Raw genomic sequence first — 26,964 nt, 5'->3', positions numbered from 1 at the left:
GTCGTCCGGGAAAGGGGGTCGGCCAACGATGGGCCGCGAGGCCGACCGCTGGGCGACGGAGATCGTGTCGTGGACCGTGGCCCCGCCATCGGGACCGGTTGCAGAGCCTTGATTTTTTCCACCTTGTTCTGACGAACCGGCACCCGCTTCGTCGGAAGACGCACTGGGCGCCCCGGGAGTCCTCCCCGTCATGCTCCCCGCCGGACGGCCGGCCGCGGCGCCCTAGGCCGCCTTGATCTGGGCGACGAAGCCGCCGATCTCGCGCTGCAGGGTCGCGGCCTGGTGGGCGAGGTCCTGGGCGGCGTGCAGCACCTGGCCAGCGGTGTCGCCGGTGCGGTCGGCGCCCTGCTGCACCGCGTCGATGTGGCCCGAGACCACCTGGGTGCTGCGGGCGGCGTGCTGGACGTTGCGGGCGATTTCTCCGGTGGCGACGCCCTGGCGCTCCATCGCGGTCGCGACGCCGGTGGCGATGGCGTTCATGTCGCGGATCGTGCCGACGATCGCCTCGATCGCCTGCACCGCCTGGGCGGTCTGCGCCTGGATGCCGCCGACCTGGCCGGCGATCTGGTCGGTCGCCTGCGCGGTGCGGGTGGCGAGATCCTTGACCTCGGCGGCCACCACGGCGAAGCCGCGCCCCGCCTCGCCGGCCCGCGCCGCCTCGATCGTGGCGTTGAGCGCCAGCAGGTTGGTCCGGCCGGCGATGCCGGTGATGAGCTGGACGACGTCGCCGATCTGCTGCGCGCCCGCCGCCAGCGCCCGGATCGTCGCCTCGGTGCGCAGGGCCTCGGCGTCGGCGCGGCCGGCGATGACCGAGGAATGGGCGACCTGCTGCACGATCTCGCCGATGCTGGCCGAGAGCTCCTCCGTCGCGCTCGCGACGCCGCCGACATTGGCCGAGGTCTGGCTCGCCGCCTCGGCCACGCCCGCCGACAGGCTCGAGGCCTCTGCGGCCGACCGGGACATGGTGTGGGCCGCCCCCTCCATCTGCCCGGCCGCCGCAGTGAGCCGCGCGATCAGGGTCGACACCTTGCCCTCGAAGCCCCGGGTCAGCGCCTCGAGCTGGCGCGCCCGGTCCACCTTCGCGTCGGTGTCGCGGCGCTGGATCGCGTCGCGCTGCTCGGATTCGATCAGCCCGTCGCGGAACAGGGCCACGGTGCGGGCCATCGCGCCGATCTCGTCGGCCCGCTCGGTATCCGGGACCGCGATCGACCGGGCGCCGCTGCCGAGCGCCGCCAGGGCGCCGGACAGGCGCTGCAGCGGCCCGACGATCGACCCGGCGAGCCGCAGGGAGATCAGGATCCCGAGGAGCACGATGCCGCAGGCCTTGGCGAGGAAGGTCATCGTGCCGTGGGCGACGCTGCGGGCGAAGTCCTCCTCGGCTTCCAGCCCGTCGCGGGTGACCCCGGCGAGCAGGGCCTCGGAGGCCTTCATCGATTCGTCCCGGGCGGTGCGGGAGAGCTTCAGGTGCTTGCCCCACTCGGCCGCGAGGGCCGAGGCGCGCTCGAGCGCGCCGCGCCAGGCGGCCATCTTCGTCGCGAGGTCGGCATTGGCCTGCAGCTTGGCCTGCGCCGCCGCCGCCGCGTGGCCGGCCGCCGCCGCGTACTTGGCGTCCGCCGTCGCCTTGAACTGCACCGCCTGCTCGCGGGCGGACTGGACCGCGTCGGCGGCGGCGTTCAGCATCCGGGCCTGGTCGAGGTCGCCGGTCTCGAAGGCGCCGATGCGCCGCTGCGACAGGCCCGCGGCGATCTGCTCGCCGGCCTGGTCGAACTCGCGGCCGAGAAGCGCGGTCTCCTCGTCCTTGATCCGGGCCAGGATGGCGTACTCGTCGCCGTAGCGGCGCAGGGCCTCGCCGATCCGGGTGCTCGCCGCGCGCTCGTCGTCCGAGAGCCCGACGGCCTCGCCGCGGGCGATCAGGGCGAGGGACTTGTCGAGATACTCGCGCGCGACCTTGAGCGCCGCCGGATCGAAGCGCTGCAGCCACCGGCTCAGCTCGAAGCGCGTCTGCATCATCGCCATGTCGACGGAGCGGAGATGCTCGATCTTGGCGCGGTTCTGCTGGTAATCGGCAAAGTCCGACTTGACCTGCGTCACCAGCAGGTAGCCCGAGACCGCCACGCCGACGGTCGTCGCCAGCACGACGCCGAAACCGGCCAAGATCCTCGCCTTGATCGACAGACGCGCCAGGCGCCCGCCCTTGATCCACGTCCGCATCGGTTCCGCCGCCCCGCTGAAGGCTCATTCTCGCGGAGATGATGGGCGGTTTCCGCTAAGGCACTCTTAAAAAAGAACGCTTTTTTGTCCTCGCGCATGAACGGGACAAAGGACGACAATCCTACCGGCGTGCAGGGCGCGACTATGCACGAGGCCGTCGAGATCCTGCTTTCCAGGGGCCGCGCCGTCAGCCGTAGGCCGCAAGGGCCCGCGTGTGGCCGGGCTCGGCCACCGGGATGCCGGCGCCGGTATACTCGTTGAGCTTGTTGCGCAGGGTGCGGATCGAGATCCCCAGGATCTTGGCGGCGTGGGTGCGGTTGCCGAGGCAGTGGTCGAGCGTGTCGAGGATCAGGTCGCGCTCGACCTCCGCCAGGGAGCGGCCGACGAAGCCCCGCGTCGCCGCCTCGGCGGCCTGGACCGCCCGGGCGGCGGCGCCGGCGGTGCCGGCGCCGAGCGCGTCGCCCTCCGGCGAGCGGATCGCGTCGGCGTCGATCTCCGGCCCGCTCGCCAGCAGCACCGCGCGGTGCAGGGTGTTCTCCAGCTCGCGCACGTTGCCCGGCCACGGGCTCTGGGTGACGAGGCGCCGCGCCTCGGCCGAGAGCGGCCGAGCGGCGAGACCGTTCGCCTCGGCGTACTTGCGGGCGAAGTGGCCGGCGAGCTCCAGGATGTCCGCCGGGCGGTCGCGCAAGGGAGGCAGGCGCAGGTTCACGACGTTGAGGCGGTAGAGCAGGTCCTCCCGGAACGTCCCTTTCCGCGCCTCCTCGGCGAGGTTGCGGTTCGAGGTGGCGAGCACCCGGATGTCGACCTTGACCGGCTGGGTCCCGCCGACCCGGTCGATGACCCGCTCCTGCAGCGCCCGCAGCAGCTTGGCCTGGAGCCGGACGTCCATCTCGGAGATCTCGTCGAGGAGGAGCGTGCCGCCGTTGGCCTCCTCGAACCGGCCGATGCGCCGGGCCACCGCGCCGGTGAAGGCGCCCTTCTCGTGGCCGAACAGCTCGGATTCGAGCAGCGCGTCGGGGATCGCCGCGCAGTTCACGCTGACGAAGGGCTTCTGCGCCCGGTTGGAGCGGAGATGGACGTGGCGCGCCAGCACCTCCTTGCCGGTGCCGCTCTCGCCGGTGATCAGCACCGAGGCATCGGAGCGTGCCACCTGCTCGGCGAGCTTGACCACCCGCTCCATCGCGGGGTCGCGCCATACGAAGGCCCGGGCATCCGCCACCACCGCCTCGAGCACCGCGGCGATCAGCTCGGGATCGGGCGGCAGCGGGATGTATTCCTTGGCGCCGGCCTGGATCGCCGCCACCGCCGCCTTGGCGTCGGTGCCGGTGCCGCAGGCCACCACCGGGGTGCGGATGCGCTCGTCGGCGAGCGCCGCCACCAGCGTGCGGATCGGCAGCGAGACGTCGACCATGATGAGGTCGGCGCCCTTGATCCGCAGCACGTTGAGGCCCTGCTCAATCCCGTCGGCCTGGGTCACGGCGGCGCCGCGGCTCATCGCGATCCGGGAGGCGGTGACGAGTTCGCCGTTCAGGCGTCCGATGATCAAGAGCCGCATGGCGGGCACTCCGGGGCGTCGGGAATGGGAGGGGCGGCGCGGAGCGCTGTTCAGCCGTCGGCCTTGACGATCTCGGTCATCGTCACGCCGAGGCGCTCCTCCACCAGCACCACCTCGCCGCGGGCGACGAGGCGGTTGTTGACGAAGATGTCGATCGCCTCGCCGACCTTGCGGTCGAGCTCGAGCACCGTGCCGGGGCCGAGGCGCAGGAGGTCGCCGATCGGCATCCGCGACGAGCCGAGCACCGCCGAGACCATCACCGGCACGTCGAAGACCTGCTCGAGATCGGCCGCCGACTTGGCGGCGACGGGGGTGTCGCGCATCGTGCCGACCGAGGCGGTGTCGAAGGCGAGGTCCGCCTCGCTGAGCTGCGGCAGGCCGAGATCGTTGTCGGAGGTCATCGGGGCACCTCGTGGGGGGCGGTCGTACGGTGAGGAAGGGAGGAGCGGGTCAGGCGGGCGCGAGGGCGGAGAGCGCCGCGGCCTCGATCGCGGCGCGCTCGCGCACCACGCCGCCGTCGGCCCACTCGATGCGGGCGTCGCCGGGGGCCAGGCCGGGATCGCCCAGCACGATCAGCCGGCCCTCGTAGCCCCGTTCGCGGGCGAGCCGCGCCACGCGGGCCTCGGTCTCGTCGACGAGGGCGTCGTGGACCCGGATCGCCAGGTGCGGCACGCCGCGCAGGTGCTGCAGCGCCCGCCCCGCGGCCTCCGCGATCGCCGCGACCGGCTGGCTGTCGAGGGCGGCCCCGGCGATCTTGCGCCCGAGCGCCACGGCGAAGTCGAGGGCCTGGGCCTCGCATTCGGCGTCGCGGGTATCCGCCGCGCCGATCATGCCGGCGGCGGCGGCCGCGACCCGGTTGAGGGCGTCGGCGAGGCGCGCCTGCACCTGGGCCTCGGCCTGGGCGCGGCCCTCCTGCAGGCCGCGGGCATAGGCCTCGGCCTCGGCCTGCGCCAGGGCGGCGGCCCGGGCCGCCGCCTCGGCCTCGGCCTGAGCCGCCGCCTCGGGGGTGCCAGCCGGCTCCTCGCGGGCGGGCTTGCCGTCGGGGTGGCGGAAATCGGTGTCGAACAGGAAGCGCCGGATCTGGGCCATCAGGCGGGTCCTCCGGCGGCGCGTCGTCCCGCGCCGGTGCCGATCGTCGGGTGGGCGGGCATCAATAGACCAGCTCCTCTTCGGCGCTGTTCTTGGCGATCATGATCTCGCCCTTCTCGGCCAGGTCCTTGGCGAGGTCGGTCATCTTCGACTGGGCCTCGTCGACCTCCTTGAGCCGGATCGGCCCGAGCGAACCCATCTCGTCCTGCATGTTCTTGGCCGCCCGGCTCGACATGTTGGCGAAGAAGAACGCCCGGACCGGATCGGACGCGCCCTTGAGCGCCCGGGCCAGCACGTCGCGGTCGACGCTGCGCATCAGGGTCTGGACGCTGCCGGCGTCGAGCTTCATCAGGTCGTCGAAGGTGAACATCAGCTGGCGGATCTTCTTCGCCGAGCCGCGATTGGCCTGGTCGAGGGCGGTCAGGAACCGGATCTCGGTCTGGCGGTCGAAGGCGTTGAACACGTCGGCGAGGAGCTCGTGGGCGTCGCGCCGGGTGGTCTGGGCGATGGTCGAGACGAACTCGACCCGCAGGATCTCCTCGATGTGGCGCAGGGCCTCCTTCTGCACCGTCTCCATCCGCAGCATGCGGTTGAGGACGTCGATGGCGAAGTCCTCCGGCAGGATCGTCAGCACCCGGGCGGCGTAGTCCGAGCGCACCCGCGACAGGATCACCGCGACGGTCTGCGGGTACTCGTTGCGCAGGAACGAGGCCAGGATCTCGGGGTCGATCTGGGTCAGGCTGGCCCAGACCCGGCGGCCCGAGGCGCCCTTCACCTCCGCCATGATCACCGCGACCTGCTCGGGCGGGAAGATCTTGAGGAGCAGCGACTCGGTGCGCTCGAAGCTCGAGGTGATGCCGCCGCTCGCCGAGAGCCGCGACACGAAGTCGATGATCAGGTGCTCGACGACGTCGGCCTCGAGCGAGCCGAGCTGCACCATGGCGTGGGAGACCTTCTTGATCTCCTCCTCCTCCAGCATCCGCCAGACCGGCGCGCCGTCCTCCTCGCCGAGCAGCAGCAGCAGGGCGGCGGCGCGCTGCGTGCCGGGCATCTCGGCGTAGCCGGCGGCCCCGGCGGTCGGGCGAGCAAGCGGCATCGTGGTCGCGGCCATGGGGTCGGCTCATCCTCGGCGAGGTCGAAAGGGGCGGATCAAGTGGGGGGCACCTCGGGGCCGGCGGCCGGCCGGGCCCCGGGCGGTCAGCGGTCGTTGATCCAGGTGCGCAGCACCTCGACGGTCTCGGTCGGGTTGGTCTTCACGATGTCGACGACGCGCTCGATCGTCTGGGCCTGGACCTTGCCGTTGATCTTGGCGAACTCGACGAGACGCCCGGCCTGGCTCTCGGGGATCACCATCTCGGTCAGGGCCGGCGATCCGGCCGCGCCGCCGGAGGCGCCCTCGACCGCCATCACGAGGCCGCTGCCGTCCTTGAGGACCGTGACCGACCCGAGCGCCAGCGTCTGCGGGTCGGCGGCGACGACCCGGGCGACGAGCGGGCGCACCACGGTCATCAGCACCACGATCCCGAGGAGGAAGAGCACCGTCATCTCGGCGATGCGCAGCACGTCCTCCTTGGTCGGCTGCAGGAACGAGGCGAGGAGGCCGGGCTCCTGCAGCTCCGGCACGGCCGGGGTCTCGGCGAAGCGCAGGTTCACCACCTCGACCTGGTCGCCGCGGGCCTTGTCGTAGCCCACCGCCGTGCGCACCAGCGCGGTGATGCGCTCGAGCTCGGCCGCCGGCCGCGGCGCGTAGGCCGCCTTGCCGTCCGGGCCCGCCGCGTAGGTGCCGTCGATCAGGACCGCGACCGACAGGCGCTTGATCCGGCCGCCCTCGTTCACCTCGGTCCGCGTGACCCGGGAGATCTCGTAGTTCGTCGTCTCCTCGTTCTTGTTCGAGGCCTCGCGCGGGCCTTGCGCCTGCTGGCCCTGGTTGGCGCCGGGCAGCTCGTTGCCCACGGTCACGCCGCTCTCGTTGCTCTGCGACTGGGAGCTCTCGGTCCGGGTCTGGGTCGAGCGCACCACCCGGCTCTCGGGATCGAAGGTCTCCGAGCGGCTCTCGACCCGGTTGGCGTCGAGCTCGGCCGTCACCTGGACCCGGGCCCGGCCCTGCCCGACGATGCCGGCGACGATCTCCTCGACCTGGTTGCGCAGGCGCCGTTCCATGCCGGTCTGGCGCTCCTCGAGGCCGATTCCCGCCTGGTCCTCGGCCCCGCGGGCGCCGTCGGCGAGGAGCCGGCCGCGCTCGTCGACGATCGAGATGCGCTCGGGCTTCAGGCCCTCGACCGCCGAGGCGACGAGGTGGCGCACCGCCCGGACCTGGCCCGGATCGAGGTCGCCGGCGAGCCGCACGACGATCGCGGCGCTCGGCGCCTCGCGGTCGCGGGAGAACAGCCGCTTCTCGGGCAGGACGAGGTGGACGCGCGCCGCCTGCACCCGGCCGATCGCCCGGATCGAGCGGGCGAGCTCGCCCTCCAGCGCCCGCAGGTGATTGACGTTCTGGACGAAGCTCGTCGACGAGAAGGCGTCGCCCTTGTCGAAGATCTCGTAGCCGACGCCGCCGGCGCTCGGCAGGCCCTTGGCGGCGAGGTCCATCCGCAGCCGCGCGAGGTCGGCGCGGGGCGCCAGCACGGTCTGGCCGGTATCGCCCTTGGTCTCGTAGCGGATGCCCCGGGTCTCGAGGTCGCGCACCACTGCGCCGGCATCCTGCACCGACAGGTCGGAATAGAGCACCCCCATCTCGGGGCGCGACACCCGCAGGATGACGAAGGCGAAGAAGCCGACGAGAGCGAGGGTCACCGCCCCCATCGCGGCGAGCCGCGCGGGCCCGAGTTTGGCCACCAGATCGAGGACCGGCTTCACGACGTCACGCACCCGCCATCCGGGGCCGGAGCGGCCCCGGGGCAAAATTTGCCGGGTCGTGGTTATGACTTGGTTAACGGCGCGGAAATCGGCGCGCGCAGACCCGGGACATCCGCGGCGCCGGACTGCGCGGCGCCGACGTCCCGGGCCCGGGAATCGCGACCGGAGAGCGGCGCCCCGCGCCGCCCGCCCGTCCCGTCATGGTTCCTGCCGAAGTCCCGTCCGCTGCGAAAGACGAGGCGGCGCGACGGGAACTCTTCGCAAGATGCGGCCTACTGCCGGTAGTGCTGGATCCGGGTCGTGCGCAGGCCGGCGAGGCCGTGCTGCTCGATCGAATACTGCCAGCTCAGGAATTCCTCGGTGGTCAGCGTATAGCGCTGGCACGCTTCCTCAAGGCTCAGGAGCCCGCCGCGCACCGCGGCCACGACCTCCGCCTTGCGGCGGATCACCCATCGACGGGTGTCGGTCGGTGGAAGGTCCGCGATGGTCAGCGGGCTTCCATCCGGCCCGATGACGTACTTCGCCCTCGGGCGATGTGGTTCGGTCATGATACGCTCTACACTCGACTGACCTGTCGAGACCGACGCTAGGCACCCGCGCTTAAGATTGGTTGAATCATTTCCCTCGCATGTGATTCGTAATCCACAGCAATCCACCGAATCAGTTGCCGCCGGTGCCACCGATCGCCTCGACGCTGCTGAGGGCCGCGGTGCGGTCGCCGATGGTCAGAACCGGTTCGGCGCCGGTGACGTCCACGCTGGTGATCGTCCCGCTGATCTTGGTGTCGACGGCGACGCTCGCCCCGGTGGCGTCGTAGGCCTGCACCTTCAGGGTGTACTTGCCGTCCGCGGCGAGCTGCCCGGTCGAGGCGCGCCCGTCCCAGTCGAAGCTCTGGCTGCCGGCGGGCAGCGCCTTGGTCTGGGTGGCCACCACGTTGCCCTTGGCATCCGTGATGCTCAGGACCGCCTTGGTGGCGGCGCGGGCCGGGTTCAGGGTCCAGCTGGCGCTGCCGTCGGCCAGCGACGTCGTGGCGCCGTCGGCCGTGACGGTCTTGCCGATCAGCCCCGAGGCGGTCGCCGCGGCCGACGCCTTGCTGGCGGTGATCAGGCTGCCGAGCTGGTCGTTGGTCTTGAGCTGCTGCTCGACCGAGGCGAACTGCACCAGCTGCTGGGTGAACTGGTTGGTGTCGAGGGGATCGAGCGGGTTCTGGTTCTGCAGCTGCGTGGTCAGCAGCGTCAGGAACTGGTTGAAGTTCCCGGCGATCGTGCTGGCGTCGCTCGACGTCTTGCCGGCGCTCGCGCCGGAGAGGCTGGTCAGGCTGCTGATGCCGGCGGTCATCGGGACCTCGGGGTTCGGGTCGTCATCGGGGCGTTTCCTAGATTCTGAGGTCGAGGCCGAGGCGCTGGCCGAGGTTGCGCAGGGGCGCGGAGGCCGTGATCTCGGCCTCCGGCTCGGCCGGGCCGGCGGCGCCCTGCGGCCGGCCGGCCTGGTCGCGCTGCGCCCCGCGGCCGCCGTCGCCGTCGCGCAGCGAGAAGGTCAGGCCGGCCTCGCCGGGATGGAGCCCGGCCTGGGCGAGGGCCTGCTGCAGGCTGCCGGCATCGCGCTGGAGGAGTGCCAGGGTCTCCGGCCGGTCGACCACGAGGTGGGCCTTCACGGCTCCGTGCTGGCGGTCGATGTCGAGGCTGACGTCGATGCGTCCGAGCTCGTAGGGATCGAGGCGGATCTCGAAGCGGTTCGAGCCGGCGAGCGCCCGCATCCCGATGGCGATCGGTACCGCGCTCAGGCTCGCCGGCACCGAGACGGCCGGACGGCCCTCCGCCGGTGCCGGTGCGGCCGACGCGGCATCGGCCGGGGCCGAAGCGCCGGGGACCGAGGCGCCGGGGGTCGACGGGCCCGGGGCCGCGAGGCCGTCGGGTGCAGGCGCGGCGCCCGCCCGGGTCTCGTCCCGGCGGCCGGCCGCGCGGGCCGAGGGGTCGGCCGAGGGGTCGACCAAGGGGTCGGTCAAGTGCCCGGTCGGGATCTGGGCCGCGGCGGTCCGCGGATCGGCGCCGGTCGCCGCCGGCGCCGCCGCCTGCCCGGCAACCGCATCGGCCGCCGTGCCGGACGTCGTCCCCGGCGCCGGCGCGCTGGATATCCGTGTCGGGGCGCTCGCAACCGGGGCGGTCAGAAGCGACAGGATCGAGGCCGGGGCGGCGTCGGCGGCCTCCGTCTCCTCGGTCCCCGTCTCGTCGCCGGCGGAAACCTCCGGGTCCTCGCCGGAAGCGGCCGCCGCCGTGCGGGCCGCCTCGGCCTGCGCCGCGGCGGAGGGGCCGGCGGGCGCCTTGGCGCCGGCGGCGGGGGTCCGGGCGCGCGCCTGCGTCTCGTCCGCCCGCGCGGCGGCGTCCCGCGCCATCGTCCGCCTGGCGGTCTCGTCCTTGGCGGTCTCGTCCTTGGCGGACGTCCGCGCCTCGGCCCTGTCGTTGGCCAGACGATCCTCGGCCAGACGACCCTCAGTTGCGTCGTCCCGAGCCGTGGAGGCCTTGGCGCGCGAGATCTCGGCGGAGGCCCTGGCATCGTCGGCCGCGCGGGCCCGATCCCGATGCGACGCGGCCTCGGACCTCGTCCGGTCCGGCTCCGTCTCGGCGGTCCCGGCGCGGGATCGCGCCGGCGGTAAGGCCCGCGGCCGGTCGACCGGGCGTGTGGCGTCCTCGGAGGCCGGGCGGAACGGCTCGTGCGCGACGGCCCTCGCCGGCCGGGCCGGCTCGCGCCCCGCCATCCGTCCCCCCTCACCCGCTCCGCTGATCTGCATCGGGACCTCCTGCTCCCGGCAGAGCAAGCCGCCTGCCAGTCCGGCCGTCCCGGCAAGTCGTTGGTCGCGATGGATGATTTCGGCGGGGCGTTCGGCGGCCGGGCGCCGTCCGGTCGGAATCTGCCGGGGGCCCGGCAAGAACTTCCCGGTGCGGGCCCGGTCACAGGCCGCACAGCCCCTCGCCTCCCGCCCTGGCAGAATCCGGGTCGGATCGCTATAGACTCACCCGCGCGCCCGAAGCCGCTCCCCGGCCGGTCTTCCGGGCGCCACCCGGCACACCCCTCGCACGGTCATGAACTCGCTCGATCTGCACAAGGCCCCGGAAGACACCCGCGTCGTCGTGGCGATGTCCGGGGGCGTCGATTCCTCCGTCGTCGCCGCGCTCCTGAAGCGCGAGGGCTACGACGTGGTCGGGATCACGCTGCAGCTCTACGACCACGGCGCCGCCACGCACCGCCGCGGCGCCTGCTGCGCCGGCCAGGACATCCACGATGCCCGCCGCGCCGCCGAGACCATCGGCATCCCGCACTACGTCCTCGACTACGAGGACCGGTTCCGCGAGGCGGTGATCGACCGCTTCGCCGACAGCTACCTGCAGGGCGAGACGCCGATCCCCTGCGTCGAGTGCAACCGCTCGATCAAGTTCCGCGACCTGCTCGGCACCGCCCGGGACCTCGGCGCCGACGTGCTGGCGACCGGCCACTACGTCGCCAGCCGGGCGCTGGCGGGCGGCGGCCGGGCGCTCCACCGCGCCCTCGACCCGGCCCGGGACCAGAGCTACTTCCTGTACGCGACGACGAGCGAGCAGCTCGACCTCCTGCGCTTCCCCCTCGGCGAGCGGCCGAAGGACGAGACCCGGGCGCTCGCCAAGACCTTCGGCCTGTCGGTCGCCGACAAGCCCGACAGCCAGGACATCTGCTTCGTGCCGCAAGGCCGCTACCAGGACGTGATCGCCCGCCTGCGGCCCGACGCGGTGCGCCCGGGCGAGATCGTCCATCTCGACGGGCGGCGGCTCGGCCGCCACGACGGCATCATCGGCTTCACGGTCGGCCAGCGACGCGGGCTCAACGTCGCGGCCGGCGAGCCGCTCTACGTCGTGCGCCTCGAGCCCGGCGAGGCCCGGGTGGTGGTCGGCCCGCGCGAGGCGCTCGCCACCTCGGTGATCCGCCTCGCCGACCCGAACTGGCTCGGCGACGCGCCCCTCGCGGCGGCCCGCGACCTCGCGGTCGCGGTGCGGGTGCGCTCGACCCGCGAGCCGCGCCCGGCCCGCCTCACCTGGAACCCGGACACGACCGCCGCCGAAATCACGCTCGCGACGCCCGAGGACGGGGTTTCGCCGGGCCAGGCCTGCGTCATCTATGCGGATGACGGGCCGCGCGCGCGGGTGCTGGGCGGCGGCACGATCCGGCGGGTCGAGGCCGAGCACCGGGCCGCGGCCTGACGCGATTTTCCAACAAGCTTTCCGCCGGAAAGCGGTGCACACCCGCGCGCGTGACCGCCCGCGAGACGATCGACCTCGGAGACGATACCGACATGCTGAGCGAGCCGCGAGAGGCGGGGCCCACCACCGCCTTGATGCGCAAGGCCTATGCGCGCTGGGCGCCGGTCTACGACGTGGTCTACGACAAGCTCACCGAGCCGGCGGCGCGGGACGCGGTCGAGGCGGCGCTCGTCGGCGGGCGCCGCATCCTGGAGGCCGGCGTCGGCACCGGCCTGTCCCTGGGCTACTACCCGAAGGACGCCGAGCTCTACGGCGTCGACCTGTCGGAGGACATGCTCCGCCGCGCCAACCGCAAGGTGGCCCGGCGCGGGCTCTCCCACGTCAAGGGCCTGCAGGTGATGGATGTCTGCCGCCTCGGCTATGCCGACGCGACCTTCGACGCGGTGGTGGCGCAGTTCCTCATCACCCTGGTGCCGGACCCGGAGGGGGCGCTGGACGAGTTCCTGCGGGTGGTGCGGCCCGGCGGCATGATCGTGCTCGCCAACCATTTCGGCCAGGACCGCGGCACCGTCGCCAAGGTCGAGGAGATCGTGGCGCCGCTCTGCGAGAAGATCGGCTGGAGCTCGGCCTTCAAGGCCGCCCGCATCGAGACCTGGGCGAAGAGCCGCGGCGTGAGCTTCCTCGGCGTGCGGCCGACCTTCCCGGGCGGGTTCTTCAAGATCCTGCGCATGCAGAAGGCCGGGTGAGCGCGCTGACCCGGCTCGACCCTCCGCTCCGGGACGACGACGCGGCCCCGCCGGAGGCCGGCCCCGAGTCCGTGGCGGTCCCCGCCTGGCGCGGCTGGCTGCGGCTGCTGCCCCTCGTCGCCCTGGTGGCGGTCTCCCTCGGCCTGCTGTTCGGCGGCATCACCCGCTGGTTCTCCGTCGACCAGCTGCTGGCGTCGCGGGCCTACGCCAAGGCCTGGGTCGCGGACGGGTTCTGGCGCGCCTATGCCTGCGCCTACCTCGCCTATGTCGGCACGGTGATCGTGTCGCTGCCGGTCTCGGTGGTGATGACGACCCTGTGCGGCTTCCTGTTCGGGCCGGTCCTCGGCGCCCTGGTGTCGATCTGCGCCGCGACGACCGGCGCCGTCGTCGTGTTCTCGATCGGCCGCACCGCGGCGGGCGAGGTGCTGCTGCGCCGCGCCGGCTCGCGGCTCGGCCGCCTCGCCGAAGGCTTTCGCCGCGACGCCTTCTCGTACGTGATGGTGCTGCGGCTCCTGCCGGTCTTCCCGTTCTGGATGACCAACCTCGCGCCGGCGATCTTCGGCGTGCGCCTGCGCACCTTCGCGCTCGCGACGCTGATCGGCATCAGCCCGGGGGCGTTCATCTACGCCTCGGCGGGTGCGGGGGTCGAGACCGTGGTCGCGGCCCATCAGGCGGCGAAGGAGGCCTGCCTCGTCGCCGGCGGCATCGCCTGCGACGCCGCCCTGTCGCTGCGCGCCGTCGTCACGCCGCAGCTCGTCGCGACGCTGCTCGGCCTCGGGGTCCTGGCGCTGCTGCCGGTCGCCTGGCGGCGCTGGCGCGGGCGGCCGCGCTGATCACCCTCCGGCGCGGCCGGCCGGGCTGATCCGGCTCCGCGCGGCGGGTCCTCGCGCGCAATTCCTTGGCCTGCGAGCGGATTTGCGGCACTCTGGGACTAACGTCCCGTGCGTCGCCGGCCCGCCGGGGCGGCACGGGCGAGCGGGCGTGGTAAGGTCCGAAGGCGGCCCCGCGACGGGCCGGGGTGACGGGCAAGCGAGGGCGTCGAGACCGTGCAGTGGGGCGAGGACGCCGCGAGCCGGGGCGGGATCCGGCGCCTCGCCGGACGCATCGGCCTGTCCGGCCGCCTGCTGCTGCTCACGGTGGTGTTCGTGCTCATCGCCGAGGTGCTGATCTACGTTCCCAGCGTCGCGAGCTACCGGCGCTCCTGGCTCTCGGACCGGGTCGCCGCCGCCCAGGTCGCCGCCCTGGTGCTCGACGCCGCGCCCCGGCAACGGGTCTCCGACGACCTCGCCCGGCGCCTGCTGATGGGGGTCGGCGCCCAGGCCATCGCCCTCAAGGCCGGGGGCGCGCGCCGCCTCCTCAACCTCACGCCGATGCCGCCGGAGGTGGCCGAGACCGTCGACCTGCGCGAGGCCGGCTGGATCGACAGCATCGGCGGCGCCTGGCGCACCCTGACGGAGACGAACCCCCTGCCCCTGCGGGTCGTCGGCCACGGCATGGACGGGGTCGACTTCGTCGAGCTCATCCTCGATCCCGCCCCCCTGCGCCGGGCGATGATCGCCTTCTCGCGCCGCATCCTCCTCGCCTCCCTGGCGATCTCGGGCATCACCGCCGGCCTCGTCTTCCTGGTGCTGCAGCTCTCGATCGTGCGGCCGGTGCGGCGGCTGGCGCGCAACATCGCGACCTTCGCGGAGGATCCCGAGGACCTGTCGCGGCGGATCAGCCCGTCCTGGCGCAGCGACGAGATCGGCGCCGCCGAGACGGCGCTCGCCCGCATGGAGACGATCCTGTCGGACGAGCTGCGCCAGAAGCGGCGCCTGGCCGATCTCGGCCTCTCGGTGAGCAAGATCAACCACGAGCTGAGGAACCTGCTGACCACCGCGCAGCTCCTCGTCGACCGGCTCGAGCACGTCGCCGATCCGGGGGTGCAGCGCGTCGCCCCGCGCCTCGTCGCGACGCTCGGCCGGGCGATCCGCTACTGCGAGGGCACGCTCGCCTACGGCCGCGCCGCCGAGCGCGCGCCCGAGCGCCGGGTGATGCCGCTGCGGCCGATCCTGCGCGACGCCCTCGACCTCGCCGGGCTGGCGCCGGGCTCGGCCGTGACCATCGAGGACCGCACGCCCGAGGGCCTCGCCGTCGATGCCGATCCCGACCAGCTGTCGCGGGTCCTGGTCAACCTGGTGCGCAACGCCGTCCAGGCGATCGGCCTCGCCGGGGCCGGCGAGGGCACGCCGCTGGTCGCGATCGAGGCCGAGCGCCAGGGCGACACCGTCACGATCCTCGTCTCCGACAACGGCCCCGGCCTGCCGGAACGGGCCCGCGCCCACCTGTTCGAGGCGTTCCAGGGCGCCGGCCGCTCCGGCGGCACGGGCCTGGGCCTCGCCATCGCGGCCGAGCTGGTGCGGCTCAACGGCGGGTCGCTGAGCCTCGACGAGACCGGCATCGGCGCGCGGTTCCGGATCGTGCTCGCCGACCGCTGAGCATCCGTCGCCGGCCCGTCGCGTGCAGGCCGTGCTGCCCGTGCGTGAGCGCGGCGGTTGCCAACCCGGCACCCGAGACCGCATCGTGGCGCCATGTCCCTGCGCGTCCCCCTCTCCGCCGTGCGCTCCTTCGAGGCGGCGGCGCGGCGCCGCTCCTTCAAGGACGCGGCCGCCGAGCTGAACCTGACGGCGAGCGCCGTCAGCCACGCGATCCGCAAGATGGAGGCGATGCTCGGCGTCACCCTGTTCGAGCGCCAGGGCCAGGGCGTGGTGCCGACCGCCGCCGGCGAGGCGCTGCTGGAGCATGTGAGCCGCGCCTTCGACGAGTTGCATCGCGGCCTCGACCTCGTGGCGGCGCGGGGCCCGCAATTGCTGCGCCTGCACTGCGCGCCGAGCCTCGCGGCGCAGTGGCTGACTCCGCGCCTCGCCCGGTTCCTCACCGCCCATCCGGGCTTCGAGGTGCGGCTCGCCGCCGGCATGGACTATGCCCGCTTCGTCAGCGACGAGTTCGACGCCGACCTCGTCTACGGCCCGCCCCGGGGCGAGGGGCTGGTGGCGGTGCCGCTCTGCACCGAGACGGTGATGCCGCTGTGCGATCCCGCGCGCGCCGCCCGCATCCGCTCACCCGAGGACCTCCTCGACGAGGTGCTGATCCAGAGCGACAACAAGCAGGTGCGCTGGCCGCTGTGGTTCGCCCGCAACGGCCTGCCGGCGCCGCGGCCGCTCGGCGTGCGCTTCGACCGCAGCTTCCTCGCCATCGCGGCCGCCGCCGACGGGCTCGGGGTCGCGCTCGAATCGACGCTGCTCGCCGAGCGCGAGATCGCCAGCGGCCGCCTCGTCGCACCCCTCCGCGGGCTGGCGCAGGACGTCACCTACGTCGGCCACCACCTCGTCTACCCGGCGACCACCCGGCGGCGTGCGCCCTTGCGGGTCTTCGCCCGCTGGCTGGCGCAGGAGATGAGCATCGCGCTGCCGGACGATCTCGCCTGACGACTTAACGTCACGCCGCTCCCAGGAACCCGGCGGCCAGCAGCGCCAGGCCGGCCACCCCCGACAGCGCGAGCCGCAGGCGCCCGAGCCAGGCCGGGACCAGGCCGCGCCGGGGCAGGTCCTGGTCGACGAGGCCCCAGGCGAGGATCAGGGCGCCGAGCGCCCGCAGGTCCCACGGCGGGGGCGCGGACAACGCCGCCCAGGCGAGGAGCGAGGGGACGACCGCGACGGCGTAGTCGGCGCCCCGCCCCTCCGGCGAGGCCGCGGCCGCGCCCCAGCGCAGGCCGCCGAGGAACGACGCGATCACCGCGCCGTAGGCGGCGAGCAGCGGGCGCGGCGCCCATCCGAACAGGGTCTGGCCGAGGATCGCCAGGGCGCTCAGGCCCAGGAACGGGATCAGGCCGGCACCGCCGAGGATCAGGGCGGCGGAGGGCGCGGGACGGGGCATCAGTCTCTCCGGAAGATCACGCTGGCGAGCCAGCCGGAGATGAGTGCGAGCGCGCCGGCGGCAAGCCCGTAGGCCAGCGACCAGTCGCGGGCGATCGTCGCGATCCCCTGCTCGATGCCGGACTTGACGAGGTCGAAGCGCGCGTCGTGCCGCGCGAGCGGAACCCCGCCGGCGAGCAGCACCACCTCGACGTCGTAGGCGCCGACCGGCGCGGTCGCCGGCAGCGGCGCGGTGGCGCGGAAGACCGCGGGCGCCAGGAACCGCACTCCCGCCTCGCTTTCCGTGAACAGGCGCTCGCGCCGGCGCAGGCGCAGCAGGGCCTCGCGGAACGGATCGTCCGGTGTCGGCGCCGCCAGGGTGAGATCGGGCGCGGCGACGATCGCCGCGAGGCCGAGGCGCAGGCGGCGGCGCGTCGCCGCGTCGGCGATCTCGGGCAGGGGGCGCGACGACAGGACGGCGAGGAAGCTCGGCACCTCGGCGAATTTCTGCTGGTCGCGATTGACCCAGACCGGTCCGAGCGCTTCCTTCTCGCGCACCGTGAGCGACTGGCGCGGGCCGCGGATCGTCACCACCACGTCGTAGGCGCCGGAGCGCGCCGCCGCCTGGGCATCGCGCTCGATGGCGCCGAACACCGCCACCGAGGTGCCGGCATAGGTCGAGGTGACGGCGAGCCGGTTGAACGACAGGCTCACCACCAGGGATTCCGCCTGCGCCGGGCCGAAGGCGAGCACGGCAAGCAGGAGGGCGAGCATGGCGCGCATCAGCGCGCCTCTCGATGGAGCGGGAACGGCGCGCATCAGCGCGCCTCTCGATGGGGCAGGAACGGCGCGCATCAGCGCGCCTCTCGATAGAGTGGGAACGGCGCGCATCAGCGCGCCTCCTGGACCACGATCGAGAACGGCTCCTCGGGGCGCAGGACCAGCTCGGCCGCGAAGCGCAGGCCCACCGCCAGGACCAGGATCGCGAGGAGGAACCGGAAGTAGTCCGAGCGCAGGTTGCGCCCGGCCCGCGCCCCGAACTGCGCCCCGAACACCCCGCCGGCGATCAGGATCACCGCCAGCACGATGTCGACCGCCTGGTTCTGCACCGCGTGCAGCACCAGGGCGACGAAGCTGGTGCAGAGGATCTGGAACTGCGACGTGCCGACCACCACGCCGGTGGGCACCCGCATCAGGTAGAGGAGCGCCGGGACCAGGATGAAGCCGCCGCCGATGCCGAGCACCGCCCCGGCGAAACCGACGAACAGCGCGAGGCCGAGGATCGGGATCACGCTGGCGTAGAGGCGCGAGCGGGGAAACCGCATCCGCAGCGGCCAGGCCATGTAGGCGGCGTGGTCGCCGCCGAGCCGCGCCGGCCGCGCCCGGCCGCGGCGCCGGGCCCAGAAGCCGCGCACCGACTCGGCCAGCATCAGCCCGCCGACGACGGTGAACAGGGTGACGTAGGCGACCGTGATGACGAGATCGAGCTGGCCGGCCCGCCGCATCGCGGCGAAGAACCAGACGCCGAGGCTGGTGCCGACGAAGCCGCCCAGCACCAGGACGAGGCCGAGCCGCAGGTCGAGGGCGTTGCGCCGGTGGGCGGCGAGCACGCTGGTGGCCGAGGAGGCGACGATCGGCGCGGTCTGGGTCGCCACCGCGATCGCCGGCGGGATGCCCATCACGATCAGGATCGGCGTCATCAGGAAACCGCCGCCGATGCCGAACAGCCCCGAGATGAAGCCTACCGCCGCCCCGAGCCCGATGAGGACGAGGACGCTGACGGGCATCTCGGCGATCGGAAGGTAGATCTGCAACGACGGGGCGGTCCGGGCGGCGCGGGCCCCCGATCTAGACCACGTTTTCGCCGCAGGGGAAACCGCGGCGCGAAGCGGGCGCGGCCCCGTCTCCGGCCCGCGCCCGCCCTGTTCGGAGGGAGGATGCTACACCTTGCCGGTGCCCTTGCCGACGGCGAGGGGCGGGGGCGCGCCGATCAGCGACATCGCGCCCGGATTGGCGGCGGTCTCGGTGCGGGCCGGCGGCGGATCGTTCACCGCCGGGTCGGGCGTCCGGGGCTTCCAGGCCTCGGCGGCGGTCCGGGCCGCCGCGAGATCCTTCGGCGCCAGCTTGCCCGCGACCTCGTCGCGCTTGCGGCCGGCATCGTCGTCGCCCTGCGCCGCGGCCGCCGCGAACCAGCCATAGGCCTGGGGCAGGTCCTGGGTGATGCCGAGCCCGCGGGCGAGCAGCACCGCGAGGTTGTACTGGCTGTCGCGCACGCCGTAATCGGCGGCTTTGCGGAACCAGTTCGCCGCGGAGGCGTAGTCGGGCTTGCCGCCGGCGGCGCCGGATTCGGCCAGCATCACCGCGAGGTTGTGCATCGCCCGGACATGGCCCTGGATCGCCGCGCGGCCGTACCAGAGCCGGGCCTTGTCCTGGTCGCGGACGAGGCCGAGGCCCTTCTCGTACTGGCTGCCGAGGCGGTACTGCGCCGGGGCGTAGCCGGCGCCGGCCAGGCGGTCGAACAGCTTGGCGGCGAGGGCCGCGTCCCGCGGCAGGCCCCGCCCGTCGACGGCGCGGCTGGCGAGCTCGTAGATCGCGGCGCCGTCGCCCTCGAGGGCGGCCTGGCGCAGGGAGCCGGCGCCGGCCGGAAGGCCGGACAGCTCGCCGCCGAGGGAGGCGATGTCGGTCACCCGGGGCACCGCGGGCTTGGATGCCAGGGTCGCCTTGCCCGCATCCGGCGCGCGTGCGCCGGCGGCCTCGGGCGCCTTCGGCAAGGAGGCTTCGGGCTTCGTGGCCTCCTTCGTAGCCTCGGGCTTGGCAGCCTCGGACCGGCCGCCCTCCTCGGCGGGGGCGCTCGCCGGCGGCACGCTCTTCTGGACGGGGAGCGCGGCGACGGCCTGGGTCGTGGCGGGGTCGGCGGGCGCCGTCGCCGCATGGGTGACCGCCGGGACGCCCATCCGCGCGCCGGAGCCCTGCAGGGCCTGGAGCGTGCCGAGCGCCAGCACGATCGCCGCGAGGCCGAGGAGCAGCGGGCGTCGCCGGCGCTCGATCGTCGCCCGCAGGCGCTCGACCAGGCTGCCGCGCGGCTCGTCGGCCCGGTCGGCCGCGGCGGACGGAAGCGCGGCGGTGCCGGCGGCCTCGGCCGCCGCCGCCTGGGCGGCGCGGCGGGCGGCCGCGATGAAGCTCGCCTTGATGTCGCCGGCGGGCATCTCCGGGGCCGGGGCGGCCTCGCCCGCGGCGTGGCGCGGGCGCAGCGCGCCGGGCTCGATCATCTCGTCGGCCGGGCTCGCCGCGCCGAAGCGGGCATTCTCCGGGCGCGGTGCCTCGGGGCGGCGGACCGGGCGCTCCGGCGTCGCCGCGGTGGTCTCGCGCAGGCTGTCGCGCAGGCTGCGGGGGGTGCGCGGCGGCGCGGCGGCGAGCGCCGTCTCGCCCCGGCGGTCGCCGTCGAGCTGGGTCAGCCGGGAGACCAGCTGCTCGAGGGCGGAGTGCACGCCCTCCATCGTCGCCTGGAGCCGCTTGTCGGCGGCGGCCTGCTGGGTCCGCATCTCGGCCAGGGTCGCCTGCAGCCCGCCGAGGCCCTCGGCCGCGACCGCGCCCTTGCGCTCGGCCCCGATCGAATCGGCGACCGTGCGGGCGGCGCGCTCCGCGGCGGCCTGGATCGGCGCGTCGTCGCGCAGGAGCGCGACCTGGGCCAGGAGATCGCCCATGGTGCGCTCCAGGCCCGCCAGGGCCGGATCGCTGCCGCGGGTGTCGATGCGGCTCGCCAGCGCCAGGACCTGCCGCTCGAGCCCGTCGAGGGTCTCGCCGCCCGCCCCCTGCCCGACCCGGTCGAGCTTGTCGGCGAGGCTGCGCAGCATGCCGTGGATCGAGGCGAGGTCGCTGCTCGGCAGCGCCGGCTGGCGCAGGGCCTCGCCGATCTGCTCGAGCCGCTCCATCACGTCGCCGACGGTGTTCACCGCCGCGACCTGGTCGACCTTGGCCGAGAGGGCGTCGATGCGGCCGAGGATGTCGCCGGCCGCGCTCGGCTGCTCGCGCCGCTCGGCCCGCAGGTCGTCGAGCTTGCGGTCGAGGTCGGCGATGCCCTGCACCAGGGCCGGGGCGTCGGCCGCCGGGGCGCGCACGCCCTGGCGGATCTCCTCGAGCAGCGGCCGCAGCTCGTTCATCAGGGCCGGGCTGTCGAGCATGCCGTTGCCGAGCCGGGTCACGGTCTCGGTGAGGTCGTCGACCGAGCGGGCGAGGTTCTGCACCCGGGCCGGCTCGGCGAGGGCCGCGACCCGCGCGCGGATCTCCTCGAGCTCGGAAAACAGCTTCGCGACCGCGTCGCGGTCGGCGAGGCCGGACCGGTCGGCACCGGCTTCGCCGACCTGGAGGGCCAGGCGCTCGACGTCCTGGGCGACCCGGGCATGCACGTTGGCGGCGACGTCCTCGGCGAGGCGCCCGACTTGAACCCGCATCAGGTCGATCGGCCCGGCCACCGCGACGAGGTCGGCCGGGTCGCGGGCCCGCTGCACCTCGTCGGCGAGGGTGCGCACCGCCTGCTCGAGGGTCACGAGGTCGCCGCTGGTGGCGAGGCTGCCGATCGAGTCGCGCAGGCGCGAGGTCTCGGCCTGCAGCCCGGCGATCGCCGGCGAGAGCACGACGGCGGCGGCCTCGGTCGTCTCCATCACCCGGGCGAGGTCCCGCCGCAGGCCGTCGACCAGGAGGTCGCTCTCCTCCTCGGGACCGCCGTCGTCGAGCTGCTGCTGGCGCTGCCGGATCTCCGCCACGGCGGCGGCGAGGCTGTCGGGCGCCGGGTGGGCACGCCGCGCGGCCCGGGTGGGCTCGCGGGGGGCGCCCTCGGCCAGGCGGGTCTCGATGTCCTTCACCGCCTTGGCGACGACCTCGTCGGTCGCCTCGCGGCTCTCGCCGATGCGGCGGTCGATCGCGTCGAGGCGCCGGCCGATCGCCGCGACCGCCTCGGCCAGCCGCGCGTCGGCGGCGGGCTCGGCCCGCGGCGGGGTCGGGAGCGGAGCGGGCGCGGCCGCGGGACGGCCGGGACGGGGGCGGTGCCCGCGGGCCGGCTCGGGCTGCCAGCCCCGGTCGGGCCGGCGGTCCTCGGCGGGCTCGGGCGTCGCGAAGGCCGAAGCCGGGTAGGCGTCCTGGCGGGTGCGGCGGCCGCCCGCCGCGGCGCGGCGCGTCTGCTGCCGCACGCCGGCGCGGGCGGATCCCTCGCTGATCGCCTCGGCCAGCCACTCGTCGACCGACAATCCGGCGCGGCGGGCGGCCTCGCGGGCAGCGTCGCGCAGCTCCGGATCGAAGGCGTCGAGTGTAGGGGCGGTCCGTCTCATGGCGGGCTCTGCGCAAGGGGCCGAAGGAACTCGCGGACAGGCGCCGGCACTGGACCGACGGAAACCCGCGCCCTGCCCGATCCTGAAGATCTGGTCAGCGACGTCAGCCTGGAAGGTTCCTTCCGGCACTTTCGATCGGCACGGTAAACAACCGGTTAAGCCGGAGCGGACGGGGTGGACAGGGCTGCCTCGGGCGCTCGATCGTTGCGGGCGCAACTCGATAATGGGCGATTTTTGTTCACAACCTTTGGGTGATTCGACGCACGCCAAACGGGCATTTTTCGTGCTTTCCACCGCCGATCGGGCGCGTAACGGTTATGTGATTTCCGCTACAATCCCTTGAAATGGCACATTTTTTACCGTAAGTAACACACGCTCAAGTTGACGTTACCTTTCCCTTAGGTAGGTCATTTGACCTTCTTTGTGTCACAGGGCGTCCCGGGGGCGCACTGGAACGAGCAGTGGTGCGTGTCTCACGGGGGAACGGCATGGCTTATGATCGGCAGACCGAGAGCAGCAGGGGGGCGTCCGCCCGGCCCGGCGGAACCGCTTCGCGCACCGGCCGGCCGGCCGGCCGCTCGACGGCGCCGGCGACGTTGACGATCGGCGACCTCGCCGAGGAGTTCGGCGTGACGCTGCGGGCGCTGCGCTTCTACGAGGCGAAGGGCCTGCTGCATCCGCAGCGGCGCGGCACGACCCGCCTCTACACCGAGGACGATCGCTCGCGCCTCGCCACCATCCTACGCGGCAAGGAGCTCGGCTTCACCCTGCGGGAGATCGCCGCGATGGTCGACGGCGACGAGATCGCCGAGGCCGGTGCCGGCGCGAGCCTCTCGCTGTCCCCGGCCCAGGTCGCCGAGCAGATCACCCATCTGGAGAACCAGAAGGCGGAGATCGAGCGGGCGCTCGAGGCGCTGCGGGGCTACGGCAAGACCGTCGCGAGCGCCTGAGACGGCGCCTGACATCCCCGGCGGCGCCCTGCGGGGGCGGGTGCCGCCAGGACCTCGCCAACCGGGAACCTCCCGATCGGGATCCCCTCGACCGGGAACCCCGGGATCGAGCCTCCTGCGACGATGGTCGCACCCGCGACGCCCGCCCGGGCGAGCGGCCCCCCTTCCGTTCCTCGACCAGATAGTTTACATATGAACTATCTCGCCGCGGGAGACGCCGCGGACGGACCTGCACGGATCGTGGGAGCGGGGGAAACATGCCGAGCTACAAGGCGCCGGTGGAGGACGTGCTGTTCCTCCTCAACGACGTGTTCGGGATCGCGCGCTACAGCAACCTGCCCGGGTTCGCCGAGGCGACGCCCGACGTGGTCGAGGCGGTGGTCGCCGAGGGCGCGAAGCTGTGCGAGGAGGTGCTGGCCCCCCTCAACCGCGTCGGCGACACCGAGGGCTGCACCCGCCGCCCCGACGGCAGCGTGACGACGCCGAAGGGCTTCAAGGCGGCCTACGACGCCTATGCGGGCGGCGGCTGGATGGGCCTGTCGATGCCGGCCGAGTACGGCGGCCAGGACCTGCCCCACACCCTCAACAGCGTGATGCAGGAATTCGTGTCGAGCGCCAACCTGGCCCTCGGCATGTATCCGGGGCTGACGCAAGGAGCGATGGCCGCCCTCCTGGTCCACGGCTCCGAGGAGCAGAAGCGGACCTACCTGCCGAAGATGGTCGAGGGCACCTGGACCGGCACGATGAACCTGACCGAGCCGCATTGCGGCACGGATCTCGGCCTCCTGAAGACCAAGGCGGTGCCGAACGGCGACGGCTCCTATTCGCTCACCGGCACCAAGATCTTCATCTCGGCCGGCGAGCACGACCTGTCTGAGAACATCGTCCACCTGGTGATCGCCCGGATCGAGGGCGCGCCGGCGGGCACCAAGGGCATCTCGCTCTTCGTGGTGCCGAAGTTCCTGATCGGTCCGGACGGCACGATCGGCGCCCGCAACGGGGTGTCGTGCGGCGCCATCGAGCACAAGATGGGCATCCACGGCAACGCGACCTGCGTGATGAACTACGACGGTGCCACCGGCTGGCTCGTCGGCGAGGCCAATCGCGGCCTCAACGCGATGTTCGTGATGATGAACGAGGCGCGGCTGGCCGTCGGCATCCAGGGGCTCGGCCAGTCCGAGGTCGCCTACCAGAACGCCGTATCCTATGCCCGCGACCGGCTCCAGGGCCGGGCGCTCACCGGTGCCGCGGCGCCCGACAAGCCCGCCGACCCGATCATCGTCCATCCGGACGTGCGCCGGACCCTGATGACCATCCGGGCCTTCAACGATGCGGCCCGCGCCCTGGTGATCTGGACCGCGCTCCAGGCCGACATCGCCCACCGCTCCGAGGACCCGGCGGCCCGCCAGGCGGCGGAAGACCACATGGGCCTGCTCACCCCGGTGGTGAAGGGCGTGCTGACCGACCGGGGATTCGCCAACGCGGTCGACGCTCAGCAGATGTTCGGCGGCCACGGCTACATCGAGGAATGGGGGATGTCGCAATTCGTGCGCGACGCCCGCATCGCCCAGATCTACGAGGGCGCCAACGGCATCCAGGCGATGGACCTCGTCGGCCGCAAGCTGCCGCGCGACGGCGGCCGGGCGATGATGCGCTTCCTCGCGGAGGTCGAGGGCTTCTGCAAGGAGAATGCCGAGGACGAGACCCTCAAGGCGTTCTGCGCGCCTCTGACGAAGAGCCTCGGCCACCTGCAGCAGGCCACGATGTGGCTGATGCAGAACGCCATGGCCAAGCCCGACAATGCGGGTGCCGCGGCGACCGACTACATGCACCTGATGGGCCTCGTCGCCCTGGGCTACATGTGGGGCCGGATCGCCAAGGCGACGGCCGAGAAGAGGCAATCCGGCGAGGGCATCGCCGAGCGCCTGGACGCGCGGCTGGCCACCGGCCGGTTCTACGTCGAGCGCGTGCTGCCGGAGACCGGCACCCGGCTCGCCCGCATCTCGGCCGGGTCCGACGCCGTCATGGCGGTGCCGGCGGAGCTGTTCTAGGCTCCGGCCCGTACCCGCGGAGGCTGCCTCCGCCAGAATGACATGGATCCGATCAAGGCGCGGGATCCCCTCTCCCGAGTGGGAGAGGGGTGGGGGTGAGGGTGACACGCTTCAGTCCGAATCGCTGAGCGTGGTGCTGGTAGCGGAACGGTGTGAGCTTTCCGCGGGACCGTAGCACCCTCACCCCCGGCCCCTCTCCCACTCGGGAGAGGGGAGGCGCGCTCAGGCTTCCTCGGGCGAGTCCCACGGAAGCCGTATCTAAGGATTATCGCTTGCCTCCCGGCGCCCTCCCCTCGGGCCGCCGCACGACAATTCCGGGAAGACGCCCCATGCCCGACGCCTACATCTACGACCACGTCCGCACCCCCCGCGGCCGCGGCAAGCCCGACGGCTCGCTGCACGAGGTGACGGCCCTGCGCCTCGCCGAGACGGCGCTCCGCGCCCTCAAGGACCGCAATTCCCTCGACACCAAGCTCGTCGACGACGTCGTGCTCGGCTGCGTCGATCCGGTCGGCGAGGCCGGCGGCGACATCGCCCGCGCGGCCGCGCTCGTGGCCGATTACGGCATCCACGTGCCGGGCGTGCAGATCAACCGGTTCTGCGCCTCGGGCCTCGACGCGGTGAACTTCGCCGCCGCCCAGGTGATGAGCGGCCAGCACGACATGGCGGTCGGCGGCGGCGTCGAATCGATGAGCCGCATCGGCATCGGGGCGTCGGGCGGCGCCTGGCCGGTCGACCCGGCGATCGCCGTCAAGTCGTACTTCATGCCGCAAGGCGTCTCGGCCGACCTGATCGCCACCAAGTACGGCTTCTCCCGCGACGAATGCGACGCCTACGCGGTCGAATCGCAGAAGCGCGCCGCCCGCGCCTGGGAGGACGGCCGGTTCAAGAACTCCGTCGTGCCGGTGCGCGACGTCAACGGCCTGACGCTGCTCGCCCACGACGAGCACATGCGCCCGAGCACCGACATGCAGTCGCTGGCGAGCCTGAAGGCCTCCTTCGTCCAGATGGGCCAGATGGGCGGCTTCGATGCCGTCGCGGTCGACGCGCATCCGGATGTCGAGGCGGTCGAGCACGTCCACCATGCCGGCAACTCGTCGGGCATCGTCGACGGCGCCGCCGCGGTGCTGATCGGGTCCAAGGAGGCCGGCGCGGCGGCGGGCCTCAAAGCCCGCGCCCGCATCCGCGCCTTCGCCAATATCGGCTCGGACCCGGCGCTGATGCTGACCGGCCCGGTCGACGTGACCCGCAAGGTGCTCGCGCGCGCCGGGATGAGCGTCGGCGACATCGACCTGTTCGAGGTCAACGAGGCCTTCGCGGCGGTGGTGCTGCGCTTCCTCCAGGCCTTCGACGTCGATTCCACCAAGGTCAACGTCAATGGCGGCGCGATCGCGCTCGGCCATCCGCTCGGCGCGACGGGGGCGATGATCCTCGGTACCGTGCTCGACGAGCTCGAGCGGACGGGCAAGCAGACCGCGCTCGTGACCCTGTGCATCGGCGCCGGCATGGGCACCGCCACCATCATCGAGCGGGTGTGAGACCGATGCGCAAGTTCCTCCCCTTCCTGGTCCTCGCCCTGGCCCTGACGAGCCCGGCCCGGGCCGACGACGAGCGGCTCGCCCTGGCCCGCGACATCGTCACCAAGACCGTCGCCCGCAACCTGACCCAGGCGTTCAAGCAGGCCGAGGAGAAGACCCTCTCCGGCCTTTCCGCCGAGCAATCGGCCAAGATGCGTCCGGAGCTGGAGAAGACCTTCGCCCAGGAGCGCGACACCCTCGTCGACGGCCTGTCGAAGGAATACGCCCAGAAGTTCGATGCGGCCGAGCTGAAGCGGCTCGTCGGGATCTACGACGACCCGGTCTACCAGAAGTTCCAGGCGCTCAACGCCGACCCGACCTCGATGGTCACCACGATCACCAAGGACGCGGTGACCAAGATGATGAACCTGCTCTCGCTGGCGGCGCTGTCGCAGCAGGGCAACGGCCAGACACCGGCCCCGCAGGGCATGCCGGCCCCCTCGCCGGCCCCGGTGCCCGCCCCGGCCAAGCCGTAATCGATCT

General features: G+C 73.3%; 22 protein-coding genes. 9 read left to right on the top strand and 13 right to left on the bottom strand.

Annotated elements, in window-relative coordinates; all coding sequences use genetic code 11:
• Positions 1 to 222: 222 nt before the first annotated feature.
• From A5481_RS10780 to A5481_RS10740, 9 genes are all read right to left on the bottom strand, one after another.
• Positions 223 to 2,211 (bottom strand): methyl-accepting chemotaxis protein, encoded by a 1,989-nt coding sequence (locus A5481_RS10780; protein WP_064503938.1) that lies wholly within the window; start codon positions 2,209 to 2,211, stop codon positions 223 to 225.
• Between the two features lie 187 nt (positions 2,212 to 2,398).
• A complete protein-coding gene (gene flbD / locus A5481_RS10775; protein WP_048436035.1) occupies positions 2,399 to 3,766 on the bottom strand; it encodes a sigma-54-dependent transcriptional regulator FlbD in 1,368 nt (455 codons plus the stop codon).
• A gap of 50 nt (positions 3,767 to 3,816) precedes the next feature.
• Positions 3,817 to 4,167 (bottom strand): flagellar motor switch protein FliN, encoded by a 351-nt coding sequence (fliN, locus tag A5481_RS10770; RefSeq protein WP_048436036.1) that lies wholly within the window; start codon positions 4,165 to 4,167, stop codon positions 3,817 to 3,819.
• 49 nt (positions 4,168 to 4,216) lie between these two features.
• The gene (locus tag A5481_RS10765) at positions 4,217 to 4,855 is read right to left on the bottom strand and encodes a FliH/SctL family protein (protein WP_048436037.1); all 639 of its coding nucleotides are present in this window, start codon (positions 4,853 to 4,855) and stop codon (positions 4,217 to 4,219) included.
• 61 nt (positions 4,856 to 4,916) lie between these two features.
• A complete protein-coding gene (fliG, locus tag A5481_RS10760; RefSeq protein ID WP_048436038.1) occupies positions 4,917 to 5,966 on the bottom strand; it encodes a flagellar motor switch protein FliG in 1,050 nt (349 codons plus the stop codon).
• 86 nt (positions 5,967 to 6,052) lie between these two features.
• Entirely contained in the window at positions 6,053 to 7,711 is a 1,659-nt protein-coding gene (gene fliF / locus A5481_RS10755) for a flagellar basal-body MS-ring/collar protein FliF (RefSeq protein WP_048436049.1), read from the bottom strand.
• Positions 7,712 to 7,983: 272 nt separating this feature from the next.
• Positions 7,984 to 8,259 carry a CtrA inhibitor SciP gene (sciP, locus tag A5481_RS10750; RefSeq protein WP_048436039.1) on the bottom strand — a complete coding sequence of 92 codons (276 nt, stop codon included), beginning with the start codon at positions 8,257 to 8,259 and terminating at the stop codon, positions 7,984 to 7,986.
• Between the two features lie 112 nt (positions 8,260 to 8,371).
• Positions 8,372 to 9,049, bottom strand: coding sequence for a flagellar hook assembly protein FlgD (locus A5481_RS10745; protein WP_048436040.1), 678 nt, complete (start codon positions 9,047 to 9,049; stop codon positions 8,372 to 8,374).
• A 37-nt stretch (positions 9,050 to 9,086) separates the two neighbouring features.
• A complete protein-coding gene (locus A5481_RS10740; RefSeq protein ID WP_156312009.1) occupies positions 9,087 to 10,499 on the bottom strand; it encodes a flagellar hook-length control protein FliK in 1,413 nt (470 codons plus the stop codon).
• Between the two features lie 292 nt (positions 10,500 to 10,791).
• Here A5481_RS10740 and mnmA point away from each other — a divergent pair, with 292 nt between their 5' ends.
• The 5 genes from mnmA to A5481_RS10715 all read left to right on the top strand — a co-directional run bounded on the left by mnmA (position 10,792) and on the right by A5481_RS10715 (position 16,153).
• Positions 10,792 to 11,940, top strand: coding sequence for a tRNA 2-thiouridine(34) synthase MnmA (mnmA, locus tag A5481_RS10735; RefSeq protein ID WP_048436041.1), 1,149 nt, complete (start codon positions 10,792 to 10,794; stop codon positions 11,938 to 11,940).
• Positions 11,941 to 12,032: 92 nt separating this feature from the next.
• Positions 12,033 to 12,686 carry a class I SAM-dependent methyltransferase gene (locus tag A5481_RS10730; RefSeq protein WP_048436051.1) on the top strand — a complete coding sequence of 218 codons (654 nt, stop codon included), beginning with the start codon at positions 12,033 to 12,035 and terminating at the stop codon, positions 12,684 to 12,686.
• The gene (locus A5481_RS10725; RefSeq protein WP_082173369.1) at positions 12,683 to 13,519 is read left to right on the top strand and encodes a TVP38/TMEM64 family protein; all 837 of its coding nucleotides are present in this window, start codon (positions 12,683 to 12,685) and stop codon (positions 13,517 to 13,519) included. The genes A5481_RS10730 and A5481_RS10725 overlap by 4 nt, the downstream gene beginning before the upstream one ends.
• Before the next feature lie 213 nt (positions 13,520 to 13,732).
• Positions 13,733 to 15,163, top strand: a complete 1,431-nt coding sequence (locus tag A5481_RS10720; protein ID WP_048436042.1) for a sensor histidine kinase — start codon at positions 13,733 to 13,735, stop codon at positions 15,161 to 15,163.
• Between the two features lie 93 nt (positions 15,164 to 15,256).
• Entirely contained in the window at positions 15,257 to 16,153 is an 897-nt protein-coding gene (locus tag A5481_RS10715) for a LysR substrate-binding domain-containing protein (protein WP_048436043.1), read from the top strand.
• Positions 16,154 to 16,163: 10 nt separating this feature from the next.
• Here the strand turns inward: A5481_RS10715 and A5481_RS10710 are convergent, their stop codons facing one another.
• The 4 genes from A5481_RS10710 to A5481_RS10695 all read right to left on the bottom strand — a co-directional run bounded on the left by A5481_RS10710 (position 16,164) and on the right by A5481_RS10695 (position 21,903).
• The gene (locus tag A5481_RS10710; RefSeq protein ID WP_048436044.1) at positions 16,164 to 16,601 is read right to left on the bottom strand and encodes a DUF3429 domain-containing protein; all 438 of its coding nucleotides are present in this window, start codon (positions 16,599 to 16,601) and stop codon (positions 16,164 to 16,166) included.
• Positions 16,601 to 17,362, bottom strand: coding sequence for a TIGR02186 family protein (locus A5481_RS10705; protein WP_082173371.1), 762 nt, complete (start codon positions 17,360 to 17,362; stop codon positions 16,601 to 16,603). The genes A5481_RS10710 and A5481_RS10705 overlap by 1 nt, the downstream gene beginning before the upstream one ends.
• A gap of 107 nt (positions 17,363 to 17,469) precedes the next feature.
• Positions 17,470 to 18,393 carry a sulfite exporter TauE/SafE family protein gene (locus tag A5481_RS10700; protein ID WP_048436046.1) on the bottom strand — a complete coding sequence of 308 codons (924 nt, stop codon included), beginning with the start codon at positions 18,391 to 18,393 and terminating at the stop codon, positions 17,470 to 17,472.
• A gap of 126 nt (positions 18,394 to 18,519) precedes the next feature.
• On the bottom strand, positions 18,520 to 21,903 hold the full coding sequence (locus tag A5481_RS10695; RefSeq protein WP_064503937.1) for an SEL1-like repeat protein: 3,384 nt from the start codon (positions 21,901 to 21,903) through the stop codon (positions 18,520 to 18,522).
• Between the two features lie 488 nt (positions 21,904 to 22,391).
• On the opposite strand from A5481_RS10695, the gene A5481_RS10690 reads away from it, so the two are divergent.
• From A5481_RS10690 to A5481_RS10675, 4 genes are all read left to right on the top strand, one after another.
• Positions 22,392 to 22,853 (top strand): MerR family transcriptional regulator, encoded by a 462-nt coding sequence (locus A5481_RS10690; RefSeq protein ID WP_064503936.1) that lies wholly within the window; start codon positions 22,392 to 22,394, stop codon positions 22,851 to 22,853.
• Between the two features lie 257 nt (positions 22,854 to 23,110).
• Entirely contained in the window at positions 23,111 to 24,904 is a 1,794-nt protein-coding gene (locus A5481_RS10685; RefSeq protein WP_064503935.1) for an acyl-CoA dehydrogenase C-terminal domain-containing protein, read from the top strand.
• Between the two features lie 329 nt (positions 24,905 to 25,233).
• The gene (locus tag A5481_RS10680; protein WP_048437377.1) at positions 25,234 to 26,442 is read left to right on the top strand and encodes an acetyl-CoA C-acetyltransferase; all 1,209 of its coding nucleotides are present in this window, start codon (positions 25,234 to 25,236) and stop codon (positions 26,440 to 26,442) included.
• Between the two features lie 5 nt (positions 26,443 to 26,447).
• Complete coding sequence (locus A5481_RS10675) at positions 26,448 to 26,957, top strand: DUF2059 domain-containing protein (RefSeq protein ID WP_048437376.1); 510 nt, start codon at positions 26,448 to 26,450, stop codon at positions 26,955 to 26,957.
• Positions 26,958 to 26,964: the final 7 nt, after the last annotated feature.

This window comes from Methylobacterium platani (genome assembly GCF_001653715.1).
Lineage (GTDB): Bacteria > Pseudomonadota > Alphaproteobacteria > Rhizobiales > Beijerinckiaceae > Methylobacterium > Methylobacterium platani.
This window is presented reverse-complemented; position numbering and strand designations above follow the sequence as displayed.

Coding starts and splice junctions, on each gene's coding strand:
- mnmA (WP_048436041.1), top strand. CDS start 10,792: ATGAACTCGCTCGATCTGCACAAGGCCCCGGAAGACACCCGCGTCGTC.
- A5481_RS10745 (WP_048436040.1), bottom strand. CDS start 9,049: ATGACCGCCGGCATCAGCAGCCTGACCAGCCTCTCCGGCGCGAGCGCC.
- fliG (WP_048436038.1), bottom strand. CDS start 5,966: ATGGCCGCGACCACGATGCCGCTTGCTCGCCCGACCGCCGGGGCCGCC.
- A5481_RS10675 (WP_048437376.1), top strand. CDS start 26,448: ATGCGCAAGTTCCTCCCCTTCCTGGTCCTCGCCCTGGCCCTGACGAGC.
- sciP (WP_048436039.1), bottom strand. CDS start 8,259: ATGACCGAACCACATCGCCCGAGGGCGAAGTACGTCATCGGGCCGGAT.
- A5481_RS10695 (WP_064503937.1), bottom strand. CDS start 21,903: ATGAGACGGACCGCCCCTACACTCGACGCCTTCGATCCGGAGCTGCGC.
- A5481_RS10705 (WP_082173371.1), bottom strand. CDS start 17,362: ATGCGCGCCATGCTCGCCCTCCTGCTTGCCGTGCTCGCCTTCGGCCCG.
- A5481_RS10690 (WP_064503936.1), top strand. CDS start 22,392: ATGGCTTATGATCGGCAGACCGAGAGCAGCAGGGGGGCGTCCGCCCGG.
- A5481_RS10710 (WP_048436044.1), bottom strand. CDS start 16,601: ATGCCCCGTCCCGCGCCCTCCGCCGCCCTGATCCTCGGCGGTGCCGGC.
- A5481_RS10715 (WP_048436043.1), top strand. CDS start 15,257: ATGTCCCTGCGCGTCCCCCTCTCCGCCGTGCGCTCCTTCGAGGCGGCG.
- flbD (WP_048436035.1), bottom strand. CDS start 3,766: ATGCGGCTCTTGATCATCGGACGCCTGAACGGCGAACTCGTCACCGCC.
- fliN (WP_048436036.1), bottom strand. CDS start 4,167: ATGACCTCCGACAACGATCTCGGCCTGCCGCAGCTCAGCGAGGCGGAC.
- A5481_RS10680 (WP_048437377.1), top strand. CDS start 25,234: ATGCCCGACGCCTACATCTACGACCACGTCCGCACCCCCCGCGGCCGC.
- A5481_RS10765 (WP_048436037.1), bottom strand. CDS start 4,855: ATGGCCCAGATCCGGCGCTTCCTGTTCGACACCGATTTCCGCCACCCC.
- A5481_RS10730 (WP_048436051.1), top strand. CDS start 12,033: ATGCTGAGCGAGCCGCGAGAGGCGGGGCCCACCACCGCCTTGATGCGC.
- A5481_RS10685 (WP_064503935.1), top strand. CDS start 23,111: ATGCCGAGCTACAAGGCGCCGGTGGAGGACGTGCTGTTCCTCCTCAAC.
- A5481_RS10780 (WP_064503938.1), bottom strand. CDS start 2,211: ATGCGGACGTGGATCAAGGGCGGGCGCCTGGCGCGTCTGTCGATCAAG.
- A5481_RS10740 (WP_156312009.1), bottom strand. CDS start 10,499: ATGCAGATCAGCGGAGCGGGTGAGGGGGGACGGATGGCGGGGCGCGAG.